The sequence below is a fragment of the Agrobacterium larrymoorei genome (genome assembly GCF_005145045.1).
Classification (GTDB): domain Bacteria; phylum Pseudomonadota; class Alphaproteobacteria; order Rhizobiales; family Rhizobiaceae; genus Agrobacterium; species Agrobacterium larrymoorei.
Window position 1 is genome coordinate 92,073 of record NZ_CP039693.1, and the last position, 18,139, is coordinate 110,211.

Annotated in this window: 15 protein-coding genes; 8 read left to right on the top strand and 7 right to left on the bottom strand. The window is 56.1% G+C overall.

Features of this window, described 5'->3' with window-relative positions; translation table 11 throughout:
- Window positions 1-39: 39 nt before the first annotated feature.
- The 4 genes from CFBP5473_RS21530 to CFBP5473_RS21545 form a co-directional block, all read right to left on the bottom strand.
- On the bottom strand, window positions 40-975 hold the full coding sequence (locus CFBP5473_RS21530) for a bile acid:sodium symporter family protein (RefSeq protein WP_027677132.1): 936 nt from the start codon (window positions 973-975) through the stop codon (window positions 40-42).
- Window positions 976-1,311: 336 nt separating this feature from the next.
- Entirely contained in the window at window positions 1,312-2,547 is a 1,236-nt protein-coding gene (locus CFBP5473_RS21535) for a sensor histidine kinase (protein ID WP_051441432.1), read from the bottom strand.
- Between the two features lie 471 nt (window positions 2,548-3,018).
- Window positions 3,019-3,396, bottom strand: a complete 378-nt coding sequence (locus CFBP5473_RS21540) for a response regulator (RefSeq protein WP_027677131.1) — start codon at window positions 3,394-3,396, stop codon at window positions 3,019-3,021.
- Window positions 3,397-3,398: 2 nt separating this feature from the next.
- The gene (locus CFBP5473_RS21545; RefSeq protein WP_084631841.1) at window positions 3,399-4,442 is read right to left on the bottom strand and encodes a sensor histidine kinase; all 1,044 of its coding nucleotides are present in this window, start codon (window positions 4,440-4,442) and stop codon (window positions 3,399-3,401) included.
- Between the two features lie 556 nt (window positions 4,443-4,998).
- On the opposite strand from CFBP5473_RS21545, the gene CFBP5473_RS21550 reads away from it, so the two are divergent.
- Complete coding sequence (locus CFBP5473_RS21550; protein WP_027677130.1) at window positions 4,999-5,235, top strand: hypothetical protein; 237 nt, start codon at window positions 4,999-5,001, stop codon at window positions 5,233-5,235.
- Between the two features lie 332 nt (window positions 5,236-5,567).
- On the top strand, window positions 5,568-6,164 hold the full coding sequence (locus CFBP5473_RS21555; protein WP_027677128.1) for a hypothetical protein: 597 nt from the start codon (window positions 5,568-5,570) through the stop codon (window positions 6,162-6,164).
- 275 nt (window positions 6,165-6,439) lie between these two features.
- Here CFBP5473_RS21555 and CFBP5473_RS21560 read toward each other — a convergent pair whose 3' ends face one another.
- Both CFBP5473_RS21560 and ligD read right to left on the bottom strand, forming a co-directional pair.
- Complete coding sequence (locus CFBP5473_RS21560; RefSeq protein ID WP_027677127.1) at window positions 6,440-7,117, bottom strand: SOS response-associated peptidase; 678 nt, start codon at window positions 7,115-7,117, stop codon at window positions 6,440-6,442.
- A gap of 59 nt (window positions 7,118-7,176) precedes the next feature.
- Window positions 7,177-8,229, bottom strand: coding sequence for a non-homologous end-joining DNA ligase (gene ligD / locus CFBP5473_RS21565; protein ID WP_136954422.1), 1,053 nt, complete (start codon window positions 8,227-8,229; stop codon window positions 7,177-7,179).
- Between the two features lie 281 nt (window positions 8,230-8,510).
- Here ligD and CFBP5473_RS21570 point away from each other — a divergent pair, with 281 nt between their 5' ends.
- The 6 genes from CFBP5473_RS21570 to CFBP5473_RS21595 all read left to right on the top strand — a co-directional run bounded on the left by CFBP5473_RS21570 (window position 8,511) and on the right by CFBP5473_RS21595 (window position 17,190).
- Entirely contained in the window at window positions 8,511-9,275 is a 765-nt protein-coding gene (locus CFBP5473_RS21570) for an ImuA family protein (protein WP_027676947.1), read from the top strand.
- A complete protein-coding gene (locus tag CFBP5473_RS21575; RefSeq protein WP_027676948.1) occupies window positions 9,196-10,707 on the top strand; it encodes a Y-family DNA polymerase in 1,512 nt (503 codons plus the stop codon). The genes CFBP5473_RS21570 and CFBP5473_RS21575 overlap by 80 nt, the downstream gene beginning before the upstream one ends.
- Complete coding sequence (locus CFBP5473_RS21580; RefSeq protein WP_027676949.1) at window positions 10,704-13,958, top strand: error-prone DNA polymerase; 3,255 nt, start codon at window positions 10,704-10,706, stop codon at window positions 13,956-13,958. Before CFBP5473_RS21575 ends, CFBP5473_RS21580 begins: the two co-directional genes overlap by 4 nt.
- 226 nt (window positions 13,959-14,184) lie before the next feature.
- Window positions 14,185-14,814, top strand: a complete 630-nt coding sequence (locus CFBP5473_RS21585) for a L,D-transpeptidase (protein WP_051441408.1) — start codon at window positions 14,185-14,187, stop codon at window positions 14,812-14,814.
- Between the two features lie 40 nt (window positions 14,815-14,854).
- The gene (locus CFBP5473_RS21590; protein WP_051441409.1) at window positions 14,855-16,483 is read left to right on the top strand and encodes a sensor histidine kinase; all 1,629 of its coding nucleotides are present in this window, start codon (window positions 14,855-14,857) and stop codon (window positions 16,481-16,483) included.
- Window positions 16,480-17,190 (top strand): response regulator transcription factor, encoded by a 711-nt coding sequence (locus CFBP5473_RS21595; protein WP_027676951.1) that lies wholly within the window; start codon window positions 16,480-16,482, stop codon window positions 17,188-17,190. The genes CFBP5473_RS21590 and CFBP5473_RS21595 overlap by 4 nt, the downstream gene beginning before the upstream one ends.
- Window positions 17,191-17,196: 6 nt before the next feature.
- Here the strand turns inward: CFBP5473_RS21595 and CFBP5473_RS21600 are convergent, their stop codons facing one another.
- Complete coding sequence (locus CFBP5473_RS21600; protein ID WP_027676952.1) at window positions 17,197-17,760, bottom strand: hypothetical protein; 564 nt, start codon at window positions 17,758-17,760, stop codon at window positions 17,197-17,199.
- Window positions 17,761-18,139: the final 379 nt, after the last annotated feature.

Consider the following 18,139-nt stretch of genomic DNA (forward strand, 5'->3'; position numbering starts at 1 on the left):
CTGCGTCATTCGGCTTCAGAGGCATGCAAAAATCACAAGCTACCGAACCTTTTGCTCACGTCCCGCGAACCAGTTGGCGAGCAGCGCACCAGAAATGTTGTGCCAGACGCTAAAGATCGCGCTGGGCACAGCCGCGAGCGGAGAGAAATAAGCGGTGGCAAGCGCGGCACCGAGACCAGAATTCTGCATGCCGACCTCAATGGCGATTGCTTTACGCTTTGCAAGCGTTAGGCCGCACGCCTTTGCCGCAAAGAAGCCCAGCAGATAGCCAAGACCATTGTGCAGGATGACGACGGCGAAAATCATCAGGCCTGACTGAACGATGGAGGCCTTTGATGCACCGACAACAGCAGAGACGATGAGAACGATGCCGATGACGCTGACAAGCGGTAGCGCAGGCACAGCAGCCTTGACGAAGCTGGGTAGAAGCTTCTGGAGAATGGCACCGAGCGCCAGCGGAACCAACACGACCTTGATGATGCTCATAAACATCGCCCAGCCATCCACAGGCAGATACTGGCTGGCGAACATCCAGACGAGAAAGGGCGTGATGATCGGAGCGGCAAGCGTCGTAACCGATGTGCAGGCAACCGATAGCGCGATGTCTCCCTTAGACAAATAGGTCATAACGTTCGAGGAGGTGCCACCAGGGCAGCAACCAACAAGGATCACTCCGGCCGCGACCTCTGGAGACATCGGTATGAGCTTTGTCAGCAAAACGGCAAGCAGCGGCATGATCAGGAACTGACCGAGGACCCCAATCATCACGTCGAAGGGCCGCTTCACGACTTCTCGAAAATCATCCAGAGAAAGGGTAAGGCCCATACCGAACATGATGATGGATAGCAGCGTGACGATCCATGGGCCAATTTGCTTGAATGTGTCTGGAAAGAAGAAGCCAAGAAAGGCAAACAGCACCACCCACGCAGCGAATGTTTTGCCAACAAATGCTGATACCAGCCCCAGTGTCTTCATGGTTTATCCCTCCAAACGGTAAAGAGGGAAACCTCTAAGTCGACAACCTCCGGCGTCAAGGTCAATCGGCCAAGGTTCTTGCGTGTACGCTAATATTCTGACAGCTTTTCCCGAGACTTTTACATACGCCGTCTTACGAAAGGAGCTGATGTCCGCACAGGAGCAAGCTACTGGCATCAAACACATTTTTGCTTGAGCCTGATCAAAGCCGCACCAGCGACTGCAATCGCAGCCCCTGTTCAAGCCTGTTGTGTAAGCATTCGCAGCATCAGGCCGCTAAGTGCATAGTCATCGGCTGTTCTGTTGCGAATGGACGTGCTTATGCATGAGTAGGGATCATTCCGCACCCTGGAGCTGGGAAACGGCAGCACTCATCTCGCAAAACAAACCGGCTTTGTCATAAACCACGATGACGCCGCCCAAGCCATTAAGCCCGGCACTGACCAGCTTGGAGCCGAATCCCTTGGCCAACGGCTGAGAAACTTCCGGGCCCTTGGTCTCCCTCCAGGAGAGCCTCAGCACGTCGTCATTGCCCACCCTGTCCAAACGCCAGGTGAGGTCAACACATCCTCCACCAACAGACAGAGAGCCGTATTTCAGGGCGTTGGTTGTCAGCTCATGTAGGATCAAGGCTAGGCTGAGCGCAGCTTTTGAGCCCAGTTCGACTGATGGACCAGTCATTCTAATGCGCCCAGATACACCGGCTCCATTGATTGCCGCGGTTGCGACAGCGGCTAACTGCGACGATTGCCAGTTGGATTGCAGGAGAATGTCATGAGCCGAACTTAACGCAATCAGCCGCTGCTGCAGCGTCTGGGTCCGAAGATGCTCGCTCGAACCGCGCAGTGTCTGCGAGACGACTGCGCTGACCATCGCAAACAGATTTTTCACTCGGTGGCCGAGTTCATTCGTAAGGAGCTTCTGAAGGTCTTGCGCGGCGTTGAGTTCGGCGACCTTGTTCTGCAACTCCTTCTCACGTTCAAGGATAGCCTTCTCCGCTATGGTTCTCTCAAGAAGGTCGGCTGCCTGTCGCGCCAAAATGTCAAGCATGCGGAGGTCGCGCTCAGACGGTTCGTGTGGCTCCGACCAGTGTGTGGAGATCATGCCAAGTAGCGAACCGCTTCGGGAGAAAAGAGGAGTTGTCTGTGCAGAGCGTATTCCGGCTCTGCGAAACGCGAGGAGGTCCTCTGTCCCAGCGATGTCGCTCCAGCTCTCATAGTCCGGAATTATGGACCGTCGATTTGTTTTCAGGGCGAGAGTGCAACTGCTATAGGCTTTCGGGCTTACCCACGCCCAGACCGCCTGATCCTGGGGTGCGAGGCCACGCGAGATCAGAAGCTGCAATCCAGATTCCGATCCATCATCGGAAGGGCGCAACAATTGCATCGTCCCGAACTGCGATTTTGTGATCGCAATCGCAGCATCGACGATCTTCCCATAAAGAGTTTCGATGTCATGTTCGACAATCAGGTCCAGGCTGATTGCGTGCAGGAAATCGAGGTCTGATCGCTCTCTTGAAGCTTCATCAGCCAGCGACTTTTCATTGGTCGACACGATCTTGAGAACGGTCATGCTTTTGCCTTTGGGATGAAGGAACGCTGAGGCGTGAGTAAATACTAATTTTATCGGAGCTTCAACTAAACGACGCTGGCATCCGTAACTGGAGTTACGAATATTTTATCTAAACTGCACCTGATTTTAATCTCGGTGCCCGCGGATCCATCGGTCTCGTTGAACTGGTATTCAGTTCACTGTCGTGAAGTTGATTTAGCAGATGATCGAAGGTTTTGTCGCTATCGACAGCTGGGATAGATGCTTGCCGTGCAGCTTGTCTAATCGCATCATGCGCCAGAAATCTAGAGAGGTTGGGTGCGCGCTGTATCATAAAAAATTTTCCCCGATCTTCCCTTTGCGCAGAACTAATCGGATGGAAGCAAGTTCCATCGAACGTTCTATGAAACAGAAAAGCGGCGGAGAGAGATATCTTTATCACAGCCGCCCTGTGTGGAAATTGGCTGGGGCAGGCAAGCACAAACCTTCCAATCAATTCGTCAGGCGTTCAATCACTTGTAGAATGCGAGGTGGATCGAAAGGCTTCGCAATAAAGTGGCTATTAGACGGAAGCGACTTCGCATCGACGGGATTGGAGCTAGACGTCAAAAGTAGAAGCGTTGGCGGATATCTTTCGCGGACATAATGGGCGAGTTTCAGACCATCCATTGCACCAGGCAGCTGGACGTCGGTGAACACAATTCGTATAGAACTCTCTCGCTCTAAAATCCGAATGGCCTCATCGGCATCGCTTGCTTCGAAAACTCTGTAACCATAATCCTCGAAGAAGCTTGCTAGCCCGAAACGGACGATAGCCTCGTCTTCGACAAGAAGGATTGCGTGAGTGTTGATCGGTCTACTCTGTCCCATAGTTATCCTTCGATGATTCCCGCTGCTGAGAGGTCGCAGTCGATTTCAAACACCAAGCCAGATGGGCGATAATCGAGTTTCGCATCACCCTTGAAGTATGCACCCAATGATCGTTCGATCATAGTTGAGCCAAATCCACGACTAGCAGGTTTTACCACCGGAGGACCATCGATCTCCTGCCATTTGAACCTTAGATGAGGTTGCAACTGCGACCTATCGATGAACCACGACAGATCGATACGGCCCTTCTCATTGGATAATGCACCGTATTTCACGGCGTTTGTTGCAAGCTCATGAAGTGCCAGGGCAAACGCGAGTGCGACCTGAGAGTTCAACACGAGGGGCGGTCCATTTACGATTATTCGCTGTCCGATCTCCCCATGGTGAGAGAGCAGCTTATCGATAAGAACCTTTATATCGGCATGGGACCAGGAATTGGCCGTCAAGATAGCGGTGGCGTCTCCAAGTGCGACAAGCCGGGCAGACAAGGACTTGTTGGCGGAAGGGAGGTCTTGGGCTTGCCGAAGGGTTTGGAAGACAACCGACTGCACGACACTGAGAATGTTTTTGAGACGGTGTGCCAGTTCGTGATTCAGCAGAATATGTTGTTCTTCGGATTGCTTCAGCTCGGCGTTGGTCGCGGCGTGCTGTTCCACCAGCTTCCGATAACGCCGAAACGCCGCCAGCAATTCCGCAGCGAGCCACGCCAGTCCCATCGTCACAACCAGAAACAGGATGCTGCCGGCCCACTGCGGACCGGTGAGCCAAAGGGGATTCGAAAAGCTTCCAATAGTCACAGCAGCGACGATCGTTGAAGACAAGCTTGCGTACAAGCCGGCGGCCCGTCCGAAAATGAGGCCACTCATCACAATGACAGGGATGAAAAAGAGCCAAGGCAATAACGCTGTGATCAATAAGGCTCGAAAGACACCGACGAGCACAACACTGGCACTGACGATCAGGAGCTGCGACAACAAACTGAAGCGGTGATCGGTCGACCACTCCAGCAGTCGATCCATCGACAGCGTCGGTCTGCTTTTATTCATAGGCTAATCCAACAAACTCAGTTGCGAAGGCCGGTGGTAAATTCGGCCATCGCATCCTCCCAAAAGGAGGCCATCTAAAAAGGTAATTCTGCAAAATCGCCCCTCGTCGACGAACTGTTACAAGCACAGCGGTCGGTGTTCTACAATTTTTTCGTAGCAGACCGGGTAACTGGCGCGGGCCAATATAGTTCCTTCCTGGCTGGTTATGCCAGTCAGCTTGACCGCTTTGGGGGCCGAGGCAGCATTCGTCCAACAACAGCGTATGATTTCAATTTGGAAGAAAGTTGATGCCGCTACTGCTGTCACACGACCGGAACAGAGGTTCGATTCCATTCAAAGCGGTGGCTACGGCAGCTTTGCGCCAGATGCAGGCGTAGCGGCACACTTCGATCAGTTTCGCCTCTGGCCCCAATTTTAGTCGTTGACGCCATGCCTGAAATCCCGGAAGCTTGCTGTCTGCTTTCACTTTCATGCAACAGTTAAGTTGAGTGGTAGGTGGCGCTTGCGTCTTTGTATGCGGCCGGATACTGAAGCGTTTATATGGAAGGGGGCTTTCATGAAAACCATCATTGCAACTGCAGTTGCTTGCCTAATTTTCCTAGGCGGCGGCCTGACTCTCATCAGCTACGCTGGTAGTGATCCTAGCACTGAAGATTTGGACCGAGACCTCGTTAATATTGCAAACGAGATATCTACGGCAGAAGCGCAAAAGGCCCGCTACGACGGCGGTGCGATCAGCAGCCTCATCGATGTTCGCATTGAAACGCTGAAGGTGACCGCTGCCATGCTGTAACAGAAGCGCCTCAGCTTCCTGCGGCGGATCGACCTGAACTATACTTTGAATGGTGAGCTCCATCAGCCGGACGAAAGAAGGATTGCTGCCATCGGGGCAGACCTAGCCGCAGCAACAAGCGAGCGCGACCGCTTGAGCGCTGAGGCGAGTCGGTACACCGGTGGGTTAGTCCCAGCAATCGCCTTAGCAAATGCTGCAACAGCAGAATTGAGTATTTCCCAGCTTCGATTTGCGCTGCTGTCTGAACGGTATGGTTTTACTTGGAACCGGCTATCTGAGGGGCGGTCCGCGACTCCCATGGGTCAGGAAACAGTGGAGGACGGTGACGCGCTATGAAAAAAACATTGGCCTTTCTCGCTTTCCTTCTAATGACACTGATTCAGCCGGTTCTCGCTCAGGAAGCTTCCGCCCCTTTCGGCCTTAAATGGGTGGTCAGTGCTTCTGAAATCGAAAAACTCGGTGTTGTACTGCGTCCTGCGGATAACACGACGTTCGGCAAAACTTACGTCGCGACTTCTTTGCCCAAGGCGCTAGCTGACATGAAGCTTGTGATGCTGTCGTTCGGGCATGACGATCGCCTCTGGCGTATCGTGGTTCTGGGGGAAGAGTTCGTCAATGACCAGTATGGGTCCCGCATCATTGACCGTTACAATCAACTCGCTGCTTCTCTGGCAAAGAATTATACCGAAACTGGGGTGTACGAACGTCGGCCCAGCGATACCTTCTATGGTAGAGCGGAAAATTTTGCGTACTCCCTTAGCCAGAACGAGGCTAATTGGTTTCGGACTTACAAATCAGATGCCAGCACAGTCGAGCTTTCGGCTAATTCAAATCACAAGAACACATTCTGGCGTCTCATTTACGTCCAGCGAGAGGGGAAGAAGGTGTTCGAGGCCAGCAAGGCTGGCGCCGAGCTTGATGCCCTTTAAAAAAATGTGAGATAGCCTCTGAAAGCAAGTCGATGTCACCCGACTGCATGAGGAAACTGCGCGCATTCTACCCTCATTTTAGACTTCCGAGGAATGCCTTAAAGAACGTCCGCTTAAGGGCCAATTGCGGTCTTTCGCCTTCAGCCGATGGGCAGGATGGCGTGACGAGTCTGAAATCACTCAAGCCTTTTCGACCGCAACGACGATGATCCGGGATCTGCACATCGTTCTTTATAGTGCTACGACCGTGATCCTGGTCTAGGCTGAGACTGACATCAAAATAGAATGAGCTCGTCTTCCTTCTTCACCGCGATGGGTGGCGGAACGATCACCAGCATGTTGCCCGGAAGCGGTCGCTGAAGCATTCTGGCCTCCTCCCAAGGCACTGTCAGCCACAGATCGACCTCCTCTGGTGTCGTCAGGATCGCTGGCATGGCCTTTTCATGGATCGGACTGACGACTTCGTTTGGCGTCGCCGTTAGAAACCCAAAGAGCTCGTATTCCTGCTCGCTATAGCGAACTTTCCGGACACCTTTCCATGGGGTCCAAAAGCCCGCAAAGAACATCAGTGGACGACTGTCATCTCTTGCAAACCACGCGTTCGGAACGCGGCCCCCTGGCACTTTGCTTGCAGGGTCCGGTTCTGCAAATGATGTAAATGGCACGACGCAGCGGCTGATTGCCCCTAGCCACCGCCGCCAATGGGGTGATGTTACATTACGGATATTAGTGACACCTGGGTCGTAGCTTTTTACGAAGGCGGGAGGTGAGGGCATGCCCCAGGTGAGACTTGCGATTTCGCGTTTGCCATCCTCGCCCACGCGGACGACAGGTGCCTTGTATCCTGGATAGACATCGAGCGAAGGTTCATTCCAGCGTGCGGCATCGCGGAACGCCTTGGTGAACTGAAGCACGGCGTCGCTTGTCGTTGTGATGTTGTAGAGATTGCACATGGGATGTCGTCCATCTCTTCTTACGGTCAGCATGACTGTACCGCACCAGAAGATTTTCGCTAGTCGAGCCGGAAAACCTCAGCGTTGTCCTGCCGTTCCCGCAGACCCTTATAAGAAGCATGTCGCAATTTGCCGTCTCCAGTCCAGGCTCTGAACTCGATCTCGGCGATCAGGGTTGGCTCGACCCAGACGATATCCGATTTTTCGGGGTAGGGCACAGGCGGCTGCTTTTGCTTCCAGCGCAGCCTGTCCAGCATCTTACGCAGCTTTGTCATCTCAGCTTCCTTGAAGCCTGTGCCGACATTTCCGATGTGGACGAACTCGTCACCGCGGTAGGCAGCCAATACCACTGAGGCGAAGCCGCTAGGTGATACCGTCGATGGCTCAAAGCCCACGATCATGAACGCTTCGCTCGCAACGCATTTGATCTTCACCCAGTCGCCGGTGCGGCCGGAGCGATAGGGCTGATCGATGTTCTTGCCGACGATGCCCTCAAGGCCAAGGCTGCGAACGTGTTCTAGCAAAACGTCGGGTTTGGCGTCGAGGGTTTCCGACACACGGATAGCACCCTCACATCCCTTCAATGTGTCTTCAAGAAGATGGCGGCGCGAGCGATACTCCATCTCTCTGAGATCATGGCCATCCAGATAAAGCAGGTCGAAGGCGTAAAGGACAGCATCAGAGGCTCGATTACCGGCAGCCCTGCCCGAAGCACCCAATGACTTCTGCAGTAGGCCAAAATCCGGCCGCCCCTCATCATCAAGCATGACCGCCTCGCCATCGATAATCATCGTCGCTGGTCCAAGCGCTTTGGCTGCCTGTTCAATCGCAGGAAACCTGTGCGTCCAGTCATGGCCGCCACGGGTGAGGATGCGGACTCCTGTTGGCGCGATATGAACGGCCAGACGATAGCCGTCCCATTTGATCTCCCAGCTCCACTGGTCACCTTTGGGTGGATGCGCCTGTAGCTGCGCAAGCGCTGGCTCGACGCGATCAGGCATCGGATCGATCAAAAGCTGCGGCTGTGCGGGATTGCGCTTCCGCCGCGGCTTTGAGCGGATCGGGGCTTCGGTATCACGAAGGAGCGGTTTTGATCTCGGTGGCTTCGTCATTGAGAGAGTTCAGCACGAAAAGCTTAAGAAGATTGTGACGACGACGCTCTGTCCCCGATATCCACTTGTTTGGGCTGAACGGACGCGTCGCCTTCAAAATAAATTCCGCAATGCTTAGTCTTTGAATCCGTTTCGAATCTTCAGCTTTGCTAATCCTGGGACAATATTCCTCAACTTTGCCCCGCTTGACTCTTTCGATCCATGAGAACAAACAATGAACAAATAATCTGTACGACATGACGTCGATCCTCTTAGCACGACCTTGAAAGGAGCCGTGAACGATGACCGCTGCCCGCCCCAAGGGCGCCTCCGATGTAATCTGCGATTTGCGCGATCGCATCGCCGCCTTGGAAGGTGTGACTGCAAAACGCGCGGGAACGCTCTCCTTCGGCGTTCGCGAAATCGATGCATCTCTTCCTGGTGGTGGACTTGCCTATGGCGCGTTGCATGAGTTTGCAGGAGGGGGCTCAGGGACTGTGGATGGCGCGGCCGCAGCCCTCTGTGTTGCCGGTATCGCTGCGCGGACAAAAGGTCCCGTCGTCTGGTGTCTGACGCGACCGGATCTGTTCTTTCCGGCACTGGCCGAGGTGGGGCTTCATCCCGACCGGGTGATTTTCGTGGAGTCCGATAGGGAAGAGGATGTGCTGGCCAATATGGAGGAGGGCCTGTCCTTCGGTGGGCTGGGCGCCGTCGTCGGCGAACTCGTCCGCTTGCCCATGGTGAGCTCCCGAAGGCTGCAGCTTGCAGCAGAGCGGACAGGGACGATGGCGCTTGCGGTCAGACGATGGCGACGGCAGACGGAAGCGAATGATTTCGGCCAGCCGACGGCCTCGACCACCCGATGGCGCGTCAGCGTTATGCCGTCGGAAGAGCTGCCGGTACCGGGTATGGGCAGACCTCAGTGGTTTCTGGAATTGATGCGCGTGAAAGCGGGTGAGTGTGCTGAGTTTCTCGTGAGGGCGTGCGATGACAAGGGTCGTCTCGATCTATCTACCGGATCTGCCGACGGATCGCATTCGCCGCGGCGATCCGTCCATTCCGCCTGAGCAGGCAATCGCCGTGATCGCGAAGAGCGGTTCGAAGCGGTGGGTTTCGTCTGCGGACGCCAACGCCCGAAAGGCAGGCGTGCATGTCGGCATGGCAGCAGCGAAGGCACAGTCGCTGTTTCGCGGTCTGATGCTGGTCGACGCAGATGATGAAGCCGACCGAGCCGCACTCGAACGCATCACACTCTGGGCGCTGACGATCTATTCGCCAATCGTCGCCGTTGACGGGATCGATGGTATCGTCATGGACACCGAGCGCGCCGACCATCTTCAGGGCGGTGAGTTGCCGATGGTCACGAAAATCGTCAACCAGTTTCTTGCCAAGAAGCTTACCGCACGAGTGGCTGTTGCTGATAGCTGGGGTGCCGCCCACGCCTGTGCCCGCGCGATCAACCGCGAGAGGATCGTCATTCCGCCCGGTGAGACGGTCCGCGCCATTGAAAAGCTGTCGATTGCGCTTCTGCGTCTTCCGGCAAAAATTGTGAGCGATCTGCGCCTCCTCGGTTTCCAGACGGTCGGTGAGCTCGCCAACACTCCACGCGCGCCACTGACCCTTCGCTTCGGTCCAGAGGTCGGGCGTCGTCTCGACCAGATCTTTGGACGCCTCGCCGACCCGATCGAACCCATCCGTACTCCGGAACTGGTCGAAGTCTCGAAAGCTTTTGCCGAACCCATCGGAGCGGCAGAGACAATCGACAAATATGTCGGGCGGCTTGTTGTTGAACTGGTCGCTAAACTTCAGAAGCGCGGTCTCGGCGTACGCCGCGCCGATCTCATCGTTGAGAAGGTTGATGGCACGAGACAGGCAATCCGTGCGGGGACAGCCAAGCCTGCCCGCGATGTGGCGTGGCTGACAAAACTATTTCGAGATCGGACGGAAAAGATCGAGCCGGGTTTCGGGATCGAGAAGCTCACTCTGGTCGCTGTTATGGCCGAGCCACTGGAGGACGTGCAAAAGGCATCCTACCTGGTTGAGGAAGAGGTGAGGGACGTCACGCCTCTCATCGACATCTACGGAAACCGCGGCCAGCGGGTTTACCGTGTTGCACCTGTTGCCTCCGATGTGCCGGAACGCTCCGTGCAGCGGATCAGCCCGGTTGCTGAACCGATCACCATAGCATGGGTCAGCCACTGGCGTAGGCCAGTGCGGTTACTGCCACATCCAGAGCTGATCGAGGCAATTGCGCTGATGCCAGACCGCCCACCGGTTTCGATCCTGTGGCGTGGCAAGCGCCGTAAAGTCAAACGTGCCGACGGGCCTGAGCGCATTTTTGGGGAGTGGTGGCAGCGGGACGCCGAGATGGAGGCGGTGCGCGATTATTTCGTGATCGAGGACGAGTCAGGGGAGCGGCTCTGGGTGTTCCGCTCCGGCGATGGTGTTGATCCCGAAACCGGATCGCATCGCTGGTTCTGCCATGGGATTTTCGCATGAGTTACGCCGAGCTTCAGGTCACGACCCATTTTTCTTTTCTGCGTGGAGCTTCGTCTGCGCAGGAGCTCTTCGAGACCGCAAAGCTACTAGGGATACGAACACTCGGTGTCGTTGATCGCAATTCGCTCGCCGGGATTGTCCGAGCGCTCGAAGCGTCGCGTGCAACGGGCATCCGCCTTGTCGTTGGATGTCGTCTAGATCTTGCTGATGACATGTCTCTGCTGGTCTATCCCATGGATCGAGCCGCCTATTCGCGATTGACGCGCCTCATCACGCTCGGCAAGTCGCGCGGCGGTAAGAACAACTGCATCCTGTACTGGGATGATATCATGGCCTACGCGGAAGGCATGATCGTCGTTCTGGTGCCGGATCTACCCGATGCTACCTGTGCCGCGCAGCTTCGAAAAGTGGCGCAGCTGTTTGGCGATCGTGCTTACGTATCGCTCTGTCTGCGCAGGCGCCAGAACGACCAGATGCGGTTGCATGAGTTATCCAACCTGGCCGCCCGGTTCAAGGTCAAAACAGTCGTTACCAATGACGTGCTGTTTCATGAGCCAGGTCGGCGGCAATTGCAGGACATCGTCACCTGCATCCGGCACAACACAACGATTGATGATGTTGGGTTCGAGCGCGAAAGACACGCCGATCGATACCTGAAGCCACCGGAAGAGATGGAGCGGCTCTTTCCGCGATATCCGGAAGCCTTGGCGCGAACGATGGAGATCGTTCGTCGTTGCACATTTTCGCTGGAGGAGCTTACCTACCAATATCCGGAAGAAGCGATCGTGCCCGGCAAGGATGCACAGGCGTCGCTGGAGCACTATGTCTGGCAATGCGCACCCGACCGGTATCCGGAAGGTTTACCGACTGACGTCCTCAAAACCGTTCGGCATGAGCTAGATCTCATCCGCACCATGAAATACGCCCCCTACTTTTTGACGGTATTTTCGATTGTGCGCTTTGCCAGAAGCCAGGGCATTCTCTGTCAGGGCCGGGGATCGGCAGCCAACAGCGCTGTCTGCTACATCCTCGGCATCACCTCAATCGATCCCTCGACCAATGATCTTCTCTTTGAACGTTTCGTTAGCCAGGAACGGGACGAGCCGCCGGATATCGATGTCGACTTCGAGCACGAGCGGCGCGAAGAGGTCATCCAGTGGATCTACAAGACCTATACCAAGGATAAGGCGGCACTCTGCGCGACCGTCACACGCTACCGGGCCAAGGGCGCGATCCGCGATGTCGGCAAGGCGCTTGGCCTGCCAGAGGACGTGATAAAGGCCCTGTCATCAGGCATGTGGTCCTGGTCAGAAGAAGTGCCCGACAGAAACATCAAGGAGCTAAATCTTAACCCAGGCGACCGGCGCTTGGCGCTGACCCTGAAGCTGGCACAGCAACTGATGGGGGCACCACGCCATCTCGGTCAGCACCCCGGCGGCTTTGTCCTCACCCATGACCGCCTGGACGATCTCGTTCCCATCGAGCCAGCGACGATGAAGGACCGCCAGATCATCGAATGGGACAAGGATGATGTCGAAGCCCTAAGGTTCATGAAGGTCGATGTTCTCGCACTCGGCATGTTAACCTGTATGGCAAAAGCCTTTGACCTCATTCGCGAGCACAAGGGCGAGGATATCGATCTGTCCAATCTCCGTCAGGAGGATGCTGCGACCTATGCGATGATCCGCAAGGCCGACACGCTCGGCACGTTTCAGATCGAAAGTCGCGCGCAAATGGCGATGCTGCCGCGGTTAAAACCGCGCACCTTCTACGATCTCGTCGTGCAGGTGGCGATCGTGCGGCCCGGCCCGATTCAGGGAGACATGGTCCATCCCTATCTTCGCCGGCGTGAGGGCAAGGAGCCTGTGGAATATCCGACGCCTGAGCTGGAGGCGGTGCTCGGCAAAACACTCGGTGTTCCCTTGTTTCAGGAAAGCGCCATGCGCGTCGCCATGGTCTGTGCCGGTTTTACCGGTGGCGAGGCAGATCAGTTGCGCAAATCGATGGCCACCTTCAAATTTACGGGCGGTGTCTCGCGTTTCAAGGACAAGCTCGTCTCCGGCATGGTGAAAAACGGCTACTCGTCAGAGTTTGCCGAAAAGACGTTTTCGCAGCTCGAAGGTTTTGGCTCCTACGGTTTTCCGGAAAGCCATGCTGCTTCCTTTGCGCTCATTGCCTATGCGTCGAATTTCATCAAGTGCCACTATCCAGATGTCTTTTGTGCAGCACTTCTCAACAGTCAGCCGATGGGTTTTTACGCTCCTGCCCAGATCGTTGGCGATGCAATCAAGCATGGCGTCGAGGTGCGGCCGGTCTGTGTCAATCGCTCGCGCTGGGACTGCACGCTGGAAAAGGTTGGGAGTACCGATCGTCATGCTGTCCGGCTTGGGTTTCGGCAAGTGAAGGGGCTGGCGGTGGCGGACGCCGCGCGGATCGTGACAGCGCGTATGAACAGCCCGTTTGTCTCTGTCGATGACATGTGGCGTCGATCCAGCGTGCCAACGGAGGCTCTTGTCCAATTGGCGGAAGCCGATGCGTATCTGCCGTCGCTGAAACTCGAACGTCGCGATGCGCTTTGGGCTATCAAGGCTTTGCGCGATGAGCCTTTGCCTTTGTTTGCCGCCGCGGCCGAGCGCGAGGTGGCGGCTATCGCGGAACAGCAGGAGCCGGAGGTGGCACTTCGGCAAATGACCGAAGGCCACAATGTCATCGAGGACTATAGCCATACCGGCTTGACCCTGCGCCAGCATCCAGTTGCCTTCCTGCGCAACGACCTGTCAGAACGTAACATCATCACCTGTGCGGACGCGATGAATGCAAGGGACGGGCGGTGGGTTTACACCGCCGGTCTGGTGCTCGTGCGCCAAAAGCCGGGATCTGCCAAGGGTGTGATGTTCATCACCATCGAGGACGAGACCGGGCCTGCCAACATTGTCGTCTGGCCATCGCTATTCGAGAAGCGCAGGCGTATCGTGCTGGGTTCGTCGATGATGGCGATCAATGGTCGCATCCAGCGGGAAGGGGAGGTCGTTCATCTCGTGGCACAGCAACTGTTTGATCTCTCAGGCGACCTCGTCGGGCTGGCTGATCGGGGCACGGAGTTCAGGCTGCCGACCGGGCGAGGGGACGAATTTGCACATGGCGGTGGGCCGGACTCGAGGGATAGGCCGAAGCCGGTTGTGCCGCGAGACATGTTCGTGCCCGATCTTCATATCGATACGTTGAAAGTGAAAAGCCGGAACTTCCAGTGATTTGCAGATCAAGATTCAAAGGTTGAAGGTTCGATTTTGTCAAAAGCTTAAGTCGGCGAGCTACGAGTAGTCTGGATGCTAATTTCGTTCGGCCGACACCGCGTCGACCCAGCGATTTGCCGTAGCTTTATAAGCTGAACATTTACCGGTGGTGCGCACTCCTTACACTTGCCATTATTGGCGGCAAATCGTGGTTTTGACGGGAAGCGTTACTGATGGAGATAAAATGAAATCGGGTATCGTGTGGTGCGCTGCATTCTACTTGCTTCTGACGCTCCAGGCCATGGCGCAATATTATGATCCATATTACGACGGGCCTTATGATTACCGGGAGGGCGTTCCCTATGAAGATGACGGCTCGTATTATGAGAGGCCGCTAGCGCCCCGCTCCTATGATCGTGCACCGCTCTATGATGAGGATCGAAGCTATGATCGCCGCTCCACTGCTCAAGGTCGTACAGGCTCCATCCTCATCGTAACCGGAGAGCACACCCTTTATTACACCGCACCCACGGGCGAACAGTTTGCCTATCCGATTGCCGTTGGCAGGGAGGGCAAGCAGTGGTTCGGCACCACCCGCGTCGTCTCCAAGAAAGAACATCCGGAGTGGCGGCCAACGGCTGAGATGCGTCGAAAAAATCCGAAGCTTCCTGAAGTCGTGCGCCCCGGCCCGTCCAACCCGCTTGGAACGCGTGCGCTTTATCTCGCTGATGGCCTGCTTCGCATCCACGGGACCAACGACCCGTCATCCATAGGCACCAACGCATCAAGCGGGTGCTTCCGCATGTATCGGGAGGATGTCGAGCAGCTATACGAGATGGTGCGTGCCGGAACGCCGGTGACGGTCCATCGATGACAGGCGCGCTGCGTACACCAATCCCAAATGAGTGGGAAAGATGAAGCAGTTCGACTTCACCATCCGGCTGATTGCCGCCTTTACCCTGCTTGCATTGCTGATCATGGCCCAGGGCCTGCTCAATCGTCATATTGCCACCGTCGCCGAACAGCAGGTCATTCGCGGTCGATATGCTGGCGATCTGCTTTCCGGCATGCTGGAACTTTCTGCAACGAAACAGCGGCTGCGTGCATGGTCTTTGCGTGCGTTGATCGGTGCCGATCACGCCCCGGGCGATGGCGAAATGCTACGCGCCCATATGGCGACGACCATTGCGCAGCTCCAGCGTATCAGCAGCGAAACCCGTAAGATGGACAGCCTCGCCAACGCGCCGACCGATGACGACGATGCGCGCGACGAGGCCTTGCGATTGATATCCGGCAGTGTGGTTGCGCTGAGACCTGCCATCGAAGACATCAGGTCTCACACCGGCGCGGAAGATGCGCGCTCGGCCTGGGCCTCCATCGAAGCGATCTTCGATCAGGGTGCCGGGCGAGACCTTCGCGAAGTTCTCAACAACACCATCTCCAAGGAACGATCCCAGCTTGCCTTCACCCGCCAGAATGCAGATATCGCCCTGCTGCGACTGAACCGTGTTCTGGCGTTCGTCACGTTCTTCATCGCGGTGATCGGCATGGGGCTGGCCTATGCCGTTGCCAATGCCATCCGCCGTCCACTGCTTCAGATGTCGGAAGGAGCAAAGGCTTACGAGGCTGGCCAGCTGGAACATCGTATACCGGTCACCACCAGCGATGAATTCGGACGCTTTGCCAAAAGCATCAATCGCATGGCCTCGGAGCTTTTGCTGCGACGAACCGAGGAGGCAAACCAGCGGCACATCCTCGAACAGCAGGTAAAGGAACGAACGGCTGCCCTCGAAGATGCGCTAGCGCGCTTGCGTGCTTCCGAAGGGCGGCGCTTGAGTTTGCTCGCCGATATCAGCCACGAGCTTCGCACGCCCACCACCGCCATTCGCGGAGAAGCGGAAATCGCGCTTCGCAGTCAAAAGACCGAGGGCGACTATCGTGCTTCGCTTGAGCGTATCGGCCATGCGGCTGGGCAGATGGGCAGCCTGATAGACGACCTGTTGCTGATGTCGCGCGGCGAAAACGAGGCTCTGGTGCTGAACAGGGAGCCGATCGACATTGCCGGTCCGCTTGAAGAAGCCCTGTTGAGCGCAACCGCCCTTGCCAATCAACGCAACGTGACCGTTGTCACCGAGACAGACGATAGCGAAGTCATCGTCCTCGGAGATGCTCTTCGATTGCGGCAGGTCATTGCCATTCTGCTCGATAATGCCATTCGCTATTCGCCTAATGATGCGACCATAGATGTGCGAAGCCGGGCGAGTGCCGACATGTGGGAACTGGTCGTCCGCGATAATGGCATCGGTATCGAAGCCGATGAGATGGCGCATGTGTTCGAGCGCAATTTTCGCGGCACAAACGCGCGGCGGCACCGCCCGGAAGGCACAGGTCTTGGCCTCTCCATAGCCCGTCACCTCGTCTCGCTTCATCACGGAACGATCTCGCTGCACAGCGAGCCCAGCCAGGGCACCACAGCGATGCTCCGGCTTCCGTTGCAACGAGCAGAGATTGTTCCCGAAGCTTTGATGGAGCGGCGAAAGTGAACCTGCTGATTATAGAAGATGATCCAAGGGTGGCGGATTTTCTGGAACGCGGGCTGCGCGCGGAAGGATACGGGGTGACGATCGCCCGCGACGGCCCGAGTGGCATAGAGCGCGCCCATGAGCTTTGGCAGGAATGGCGCTCCACCGGGCAGAGCGGCGTCATTCTTCTCGATGTCATGCTACCGGTCATCAACGGTTCGGATGTCTGCCAGACGCTGAGGGCGAGCGGTATCTCCTCCCCGATCCTGATGTTGACGGCGCTGGGCTCGGTGAATGACCGCATTTCGGGATTGCGGATGGGCGCGGACGACTATCTGGTCAAACCGTTTTCTTTCGAGGAACTTCTGGCGCGGATCGAGGCGCTGATGCGCCGCCCCATCGATCTGCGACCCCTCGTTGCAAAGGTTCTGTCAGTCGGGATGCTGGAACTTGACCGGGAATCCATGCGTGTCACCGTCGCTGGCACGGAAATCGTCATGACGGCAAAGGAGCTTGCTTTGCTGGAATTATTCATGTCTGCACCGGGCCGCGTACTCAGCCGCGAACGGATACTTGCAAATATCTGGGGCGCCGGGGAAGACCCGCTGACGAATGTCGTGGATGTCTATGTCCGCCGGTTGCGGGCAAAAATCGACAAGCCCTCGGGCGATCGCTCCTGTATCACGACCGTCCGGGGAATTGGCTACCGTCTGGAGCACATCGGGTAGACGCGCTTACTTCGTCTGATATGGCAGCGAAGAATGATGCTGGACGATACGGATCACGCCGGCATCGTCCTTTTTGAATGTCCATGATTTATCGACGGTCGTCACTTTCCCGTCCTTGTCGGTGAAGGACACTTTTCCCAAAGTCGTCGCATATTCGCCATCGAGAAGGATCGCTGCATTCTGCACCTCGACTTCTCGCCAGCCCTTCAGGGCAAATCCGGTATCGGCAGGGTATTTGGCATTCTGTCCGACGAAATAGGCAAGCGCACCCTCCCGGTCCGTTCTGAATGTCTGAGGCTCCTGCGTCAGCGTCGGTTTGAAGAGAACCGGACCAAGCCTGTAGCCATAGGCTGAGTCGATAACATCCGCCGCCATGACCCGTGCCGCCTCCGGACCCTTTTCTTCATGCTCCTTGGAAATAGCGACGAGCGCGTCGCCCCAGTTCTTTTGCATCTTTAGAACTTCGTCCTGACTGATCGATCCGTTGTGAACTTCTACAGCAGCTGCTCCACCCGCGGTCAGCAGCAGAGCCGTCCCCGTGACGGCCATGGCTATTGCTATCAAATGCATGTCTTTCTCCTGTTTGCTTGCTCAATCGAGCGACAGAAAGAGAATGATGCGGTTGTCTGAGACAGACGTGGCTGCTTCATTAAAAGATCATGAATAGAGGATTAAAAGACGCTGTTGAGTTCTCTCTCGCTCAAGGCAAGAGACTGTCCGCGAAACGAGGATTTCGTCTCATCGCTTTTTGTCACGTGGCCGGTGCATGGATATCAAACTCTTGAGACGACGTGGGAAACGCCGAGATGAGGTGAGAAAGTATCAAACGGTGCAGTTCGTCTGACTGCGCTCTGGAACTACATTCTCTCCAGATCATTCGACGTAGGTAGAACGTTGTCCTACAAACGAAGCGCCGGGCCGACGAGCGCAATAAGATCTTGGCGCCAGC

Excerpts from the sequence above, each read along its gene's own strand:
- CFBP5473_RS21530 (WP_027677132.1), bottom strand. The coding sequence starts at position 975 with ATGAAGACACTGGGGCTGGTATCAGCATTTGTTGGCAAAACATTCGCT.
- CFBP5473_RS21535 (WP_051441432.1), bottom strand. The coding sequence starts at position 2,547 with ATGACCGTTCTCAAGATCGTGTCGACCAATGAAAAGTCGCTGGCTGAT.
- CFBP5473_RS21540 (WP_027677131.1), bottom strand. The coding sequence starts at position 3,396 with ATGGGACAGAGTAGACCGATCAACACTCACGCAATCCTTCTTGTCGAA.
- CFBP5473_RS21545 (WP_084631841.1), bottom strand. The coding sequence starts at position 4,442 with ATGAATAAAAGCAGACCGACGCTGTCGATGGATCGACTGCTGGAGTGG.
- CFBP5473_RS21550 (WP_027677130.1), top strand. The coding sequence starts at position 4,999 with ATGAAAACCATCATTGCAACTGCAGTTGCTTGCCTAATTTTCCTAGGC.
- CFBP5473_RS21555 (WP_027677128.1), top strand. The coding sequence starts at position 5,568 with ATGAAAAAAACATTGGCCTTTCTCGCTTTCCTTCTAATGACACTGATT.
- CFBP5473_RS21560 (WP_027677127.1), bottom strand. The coding sequence starts at position 7,117 with ATGTGCAATCTCTACAACATCACAACGACAAGCGACGCCGTGCTTCAG.
- ligD (WP_136954422.1), bottom strand. The coding sequence starts at position 8,229 with ATGACGAAGCCACCGAGATCAAAACCGCTCCTTCGTGATACCGAAGCC.
- CFBP5473_RS21570 (WP_027676947.1), top strand. The coding sequence starts at position 8,511 with ATGACCGCTGCCCGCCCCAAGGGCGCCTCCGATGTAATCTGCGATTTG.
- CFBP5473_RS21575 (WP_027676948.1), top strand. The coding sequence starts at position 9,196 with ATGACAAGGGTCGTCTCGATCTATCTACCGGATCTGCCGACGGATCGC.
- CFBP5473_RS21580 (WP_027676949.1), top strand. The coding sequence starts at position 10,704 with ATGAGTTACGCCGAGCTTCAGGTCACGACCCATTTTTCTTTTCTGCGT.
- CFBP5473_RS21585 (WP_051441408.1), top strand. The coding sequence starts at position 14,185 with ATGAAATCGGGTATCGTGTGGTGCGCTGCATTCTACTTGCTTCTGACG.
- CFBP5473_RS21590 (WP_051441409.1), top strand. The coding sequence starts at position 14,855 with ATGAAGCAGTTCGACTTCACCATCCGGCTGATTGCCGCCTTTACCCTG.
- CFBP5473_RS21600 (WP_027676952.1), bottom strand. The coding sequence starts at position 17,760 with ATGCATTTGATAGCAATAGCCATGGCCGTCACGGGGACGGCTCTGCTG.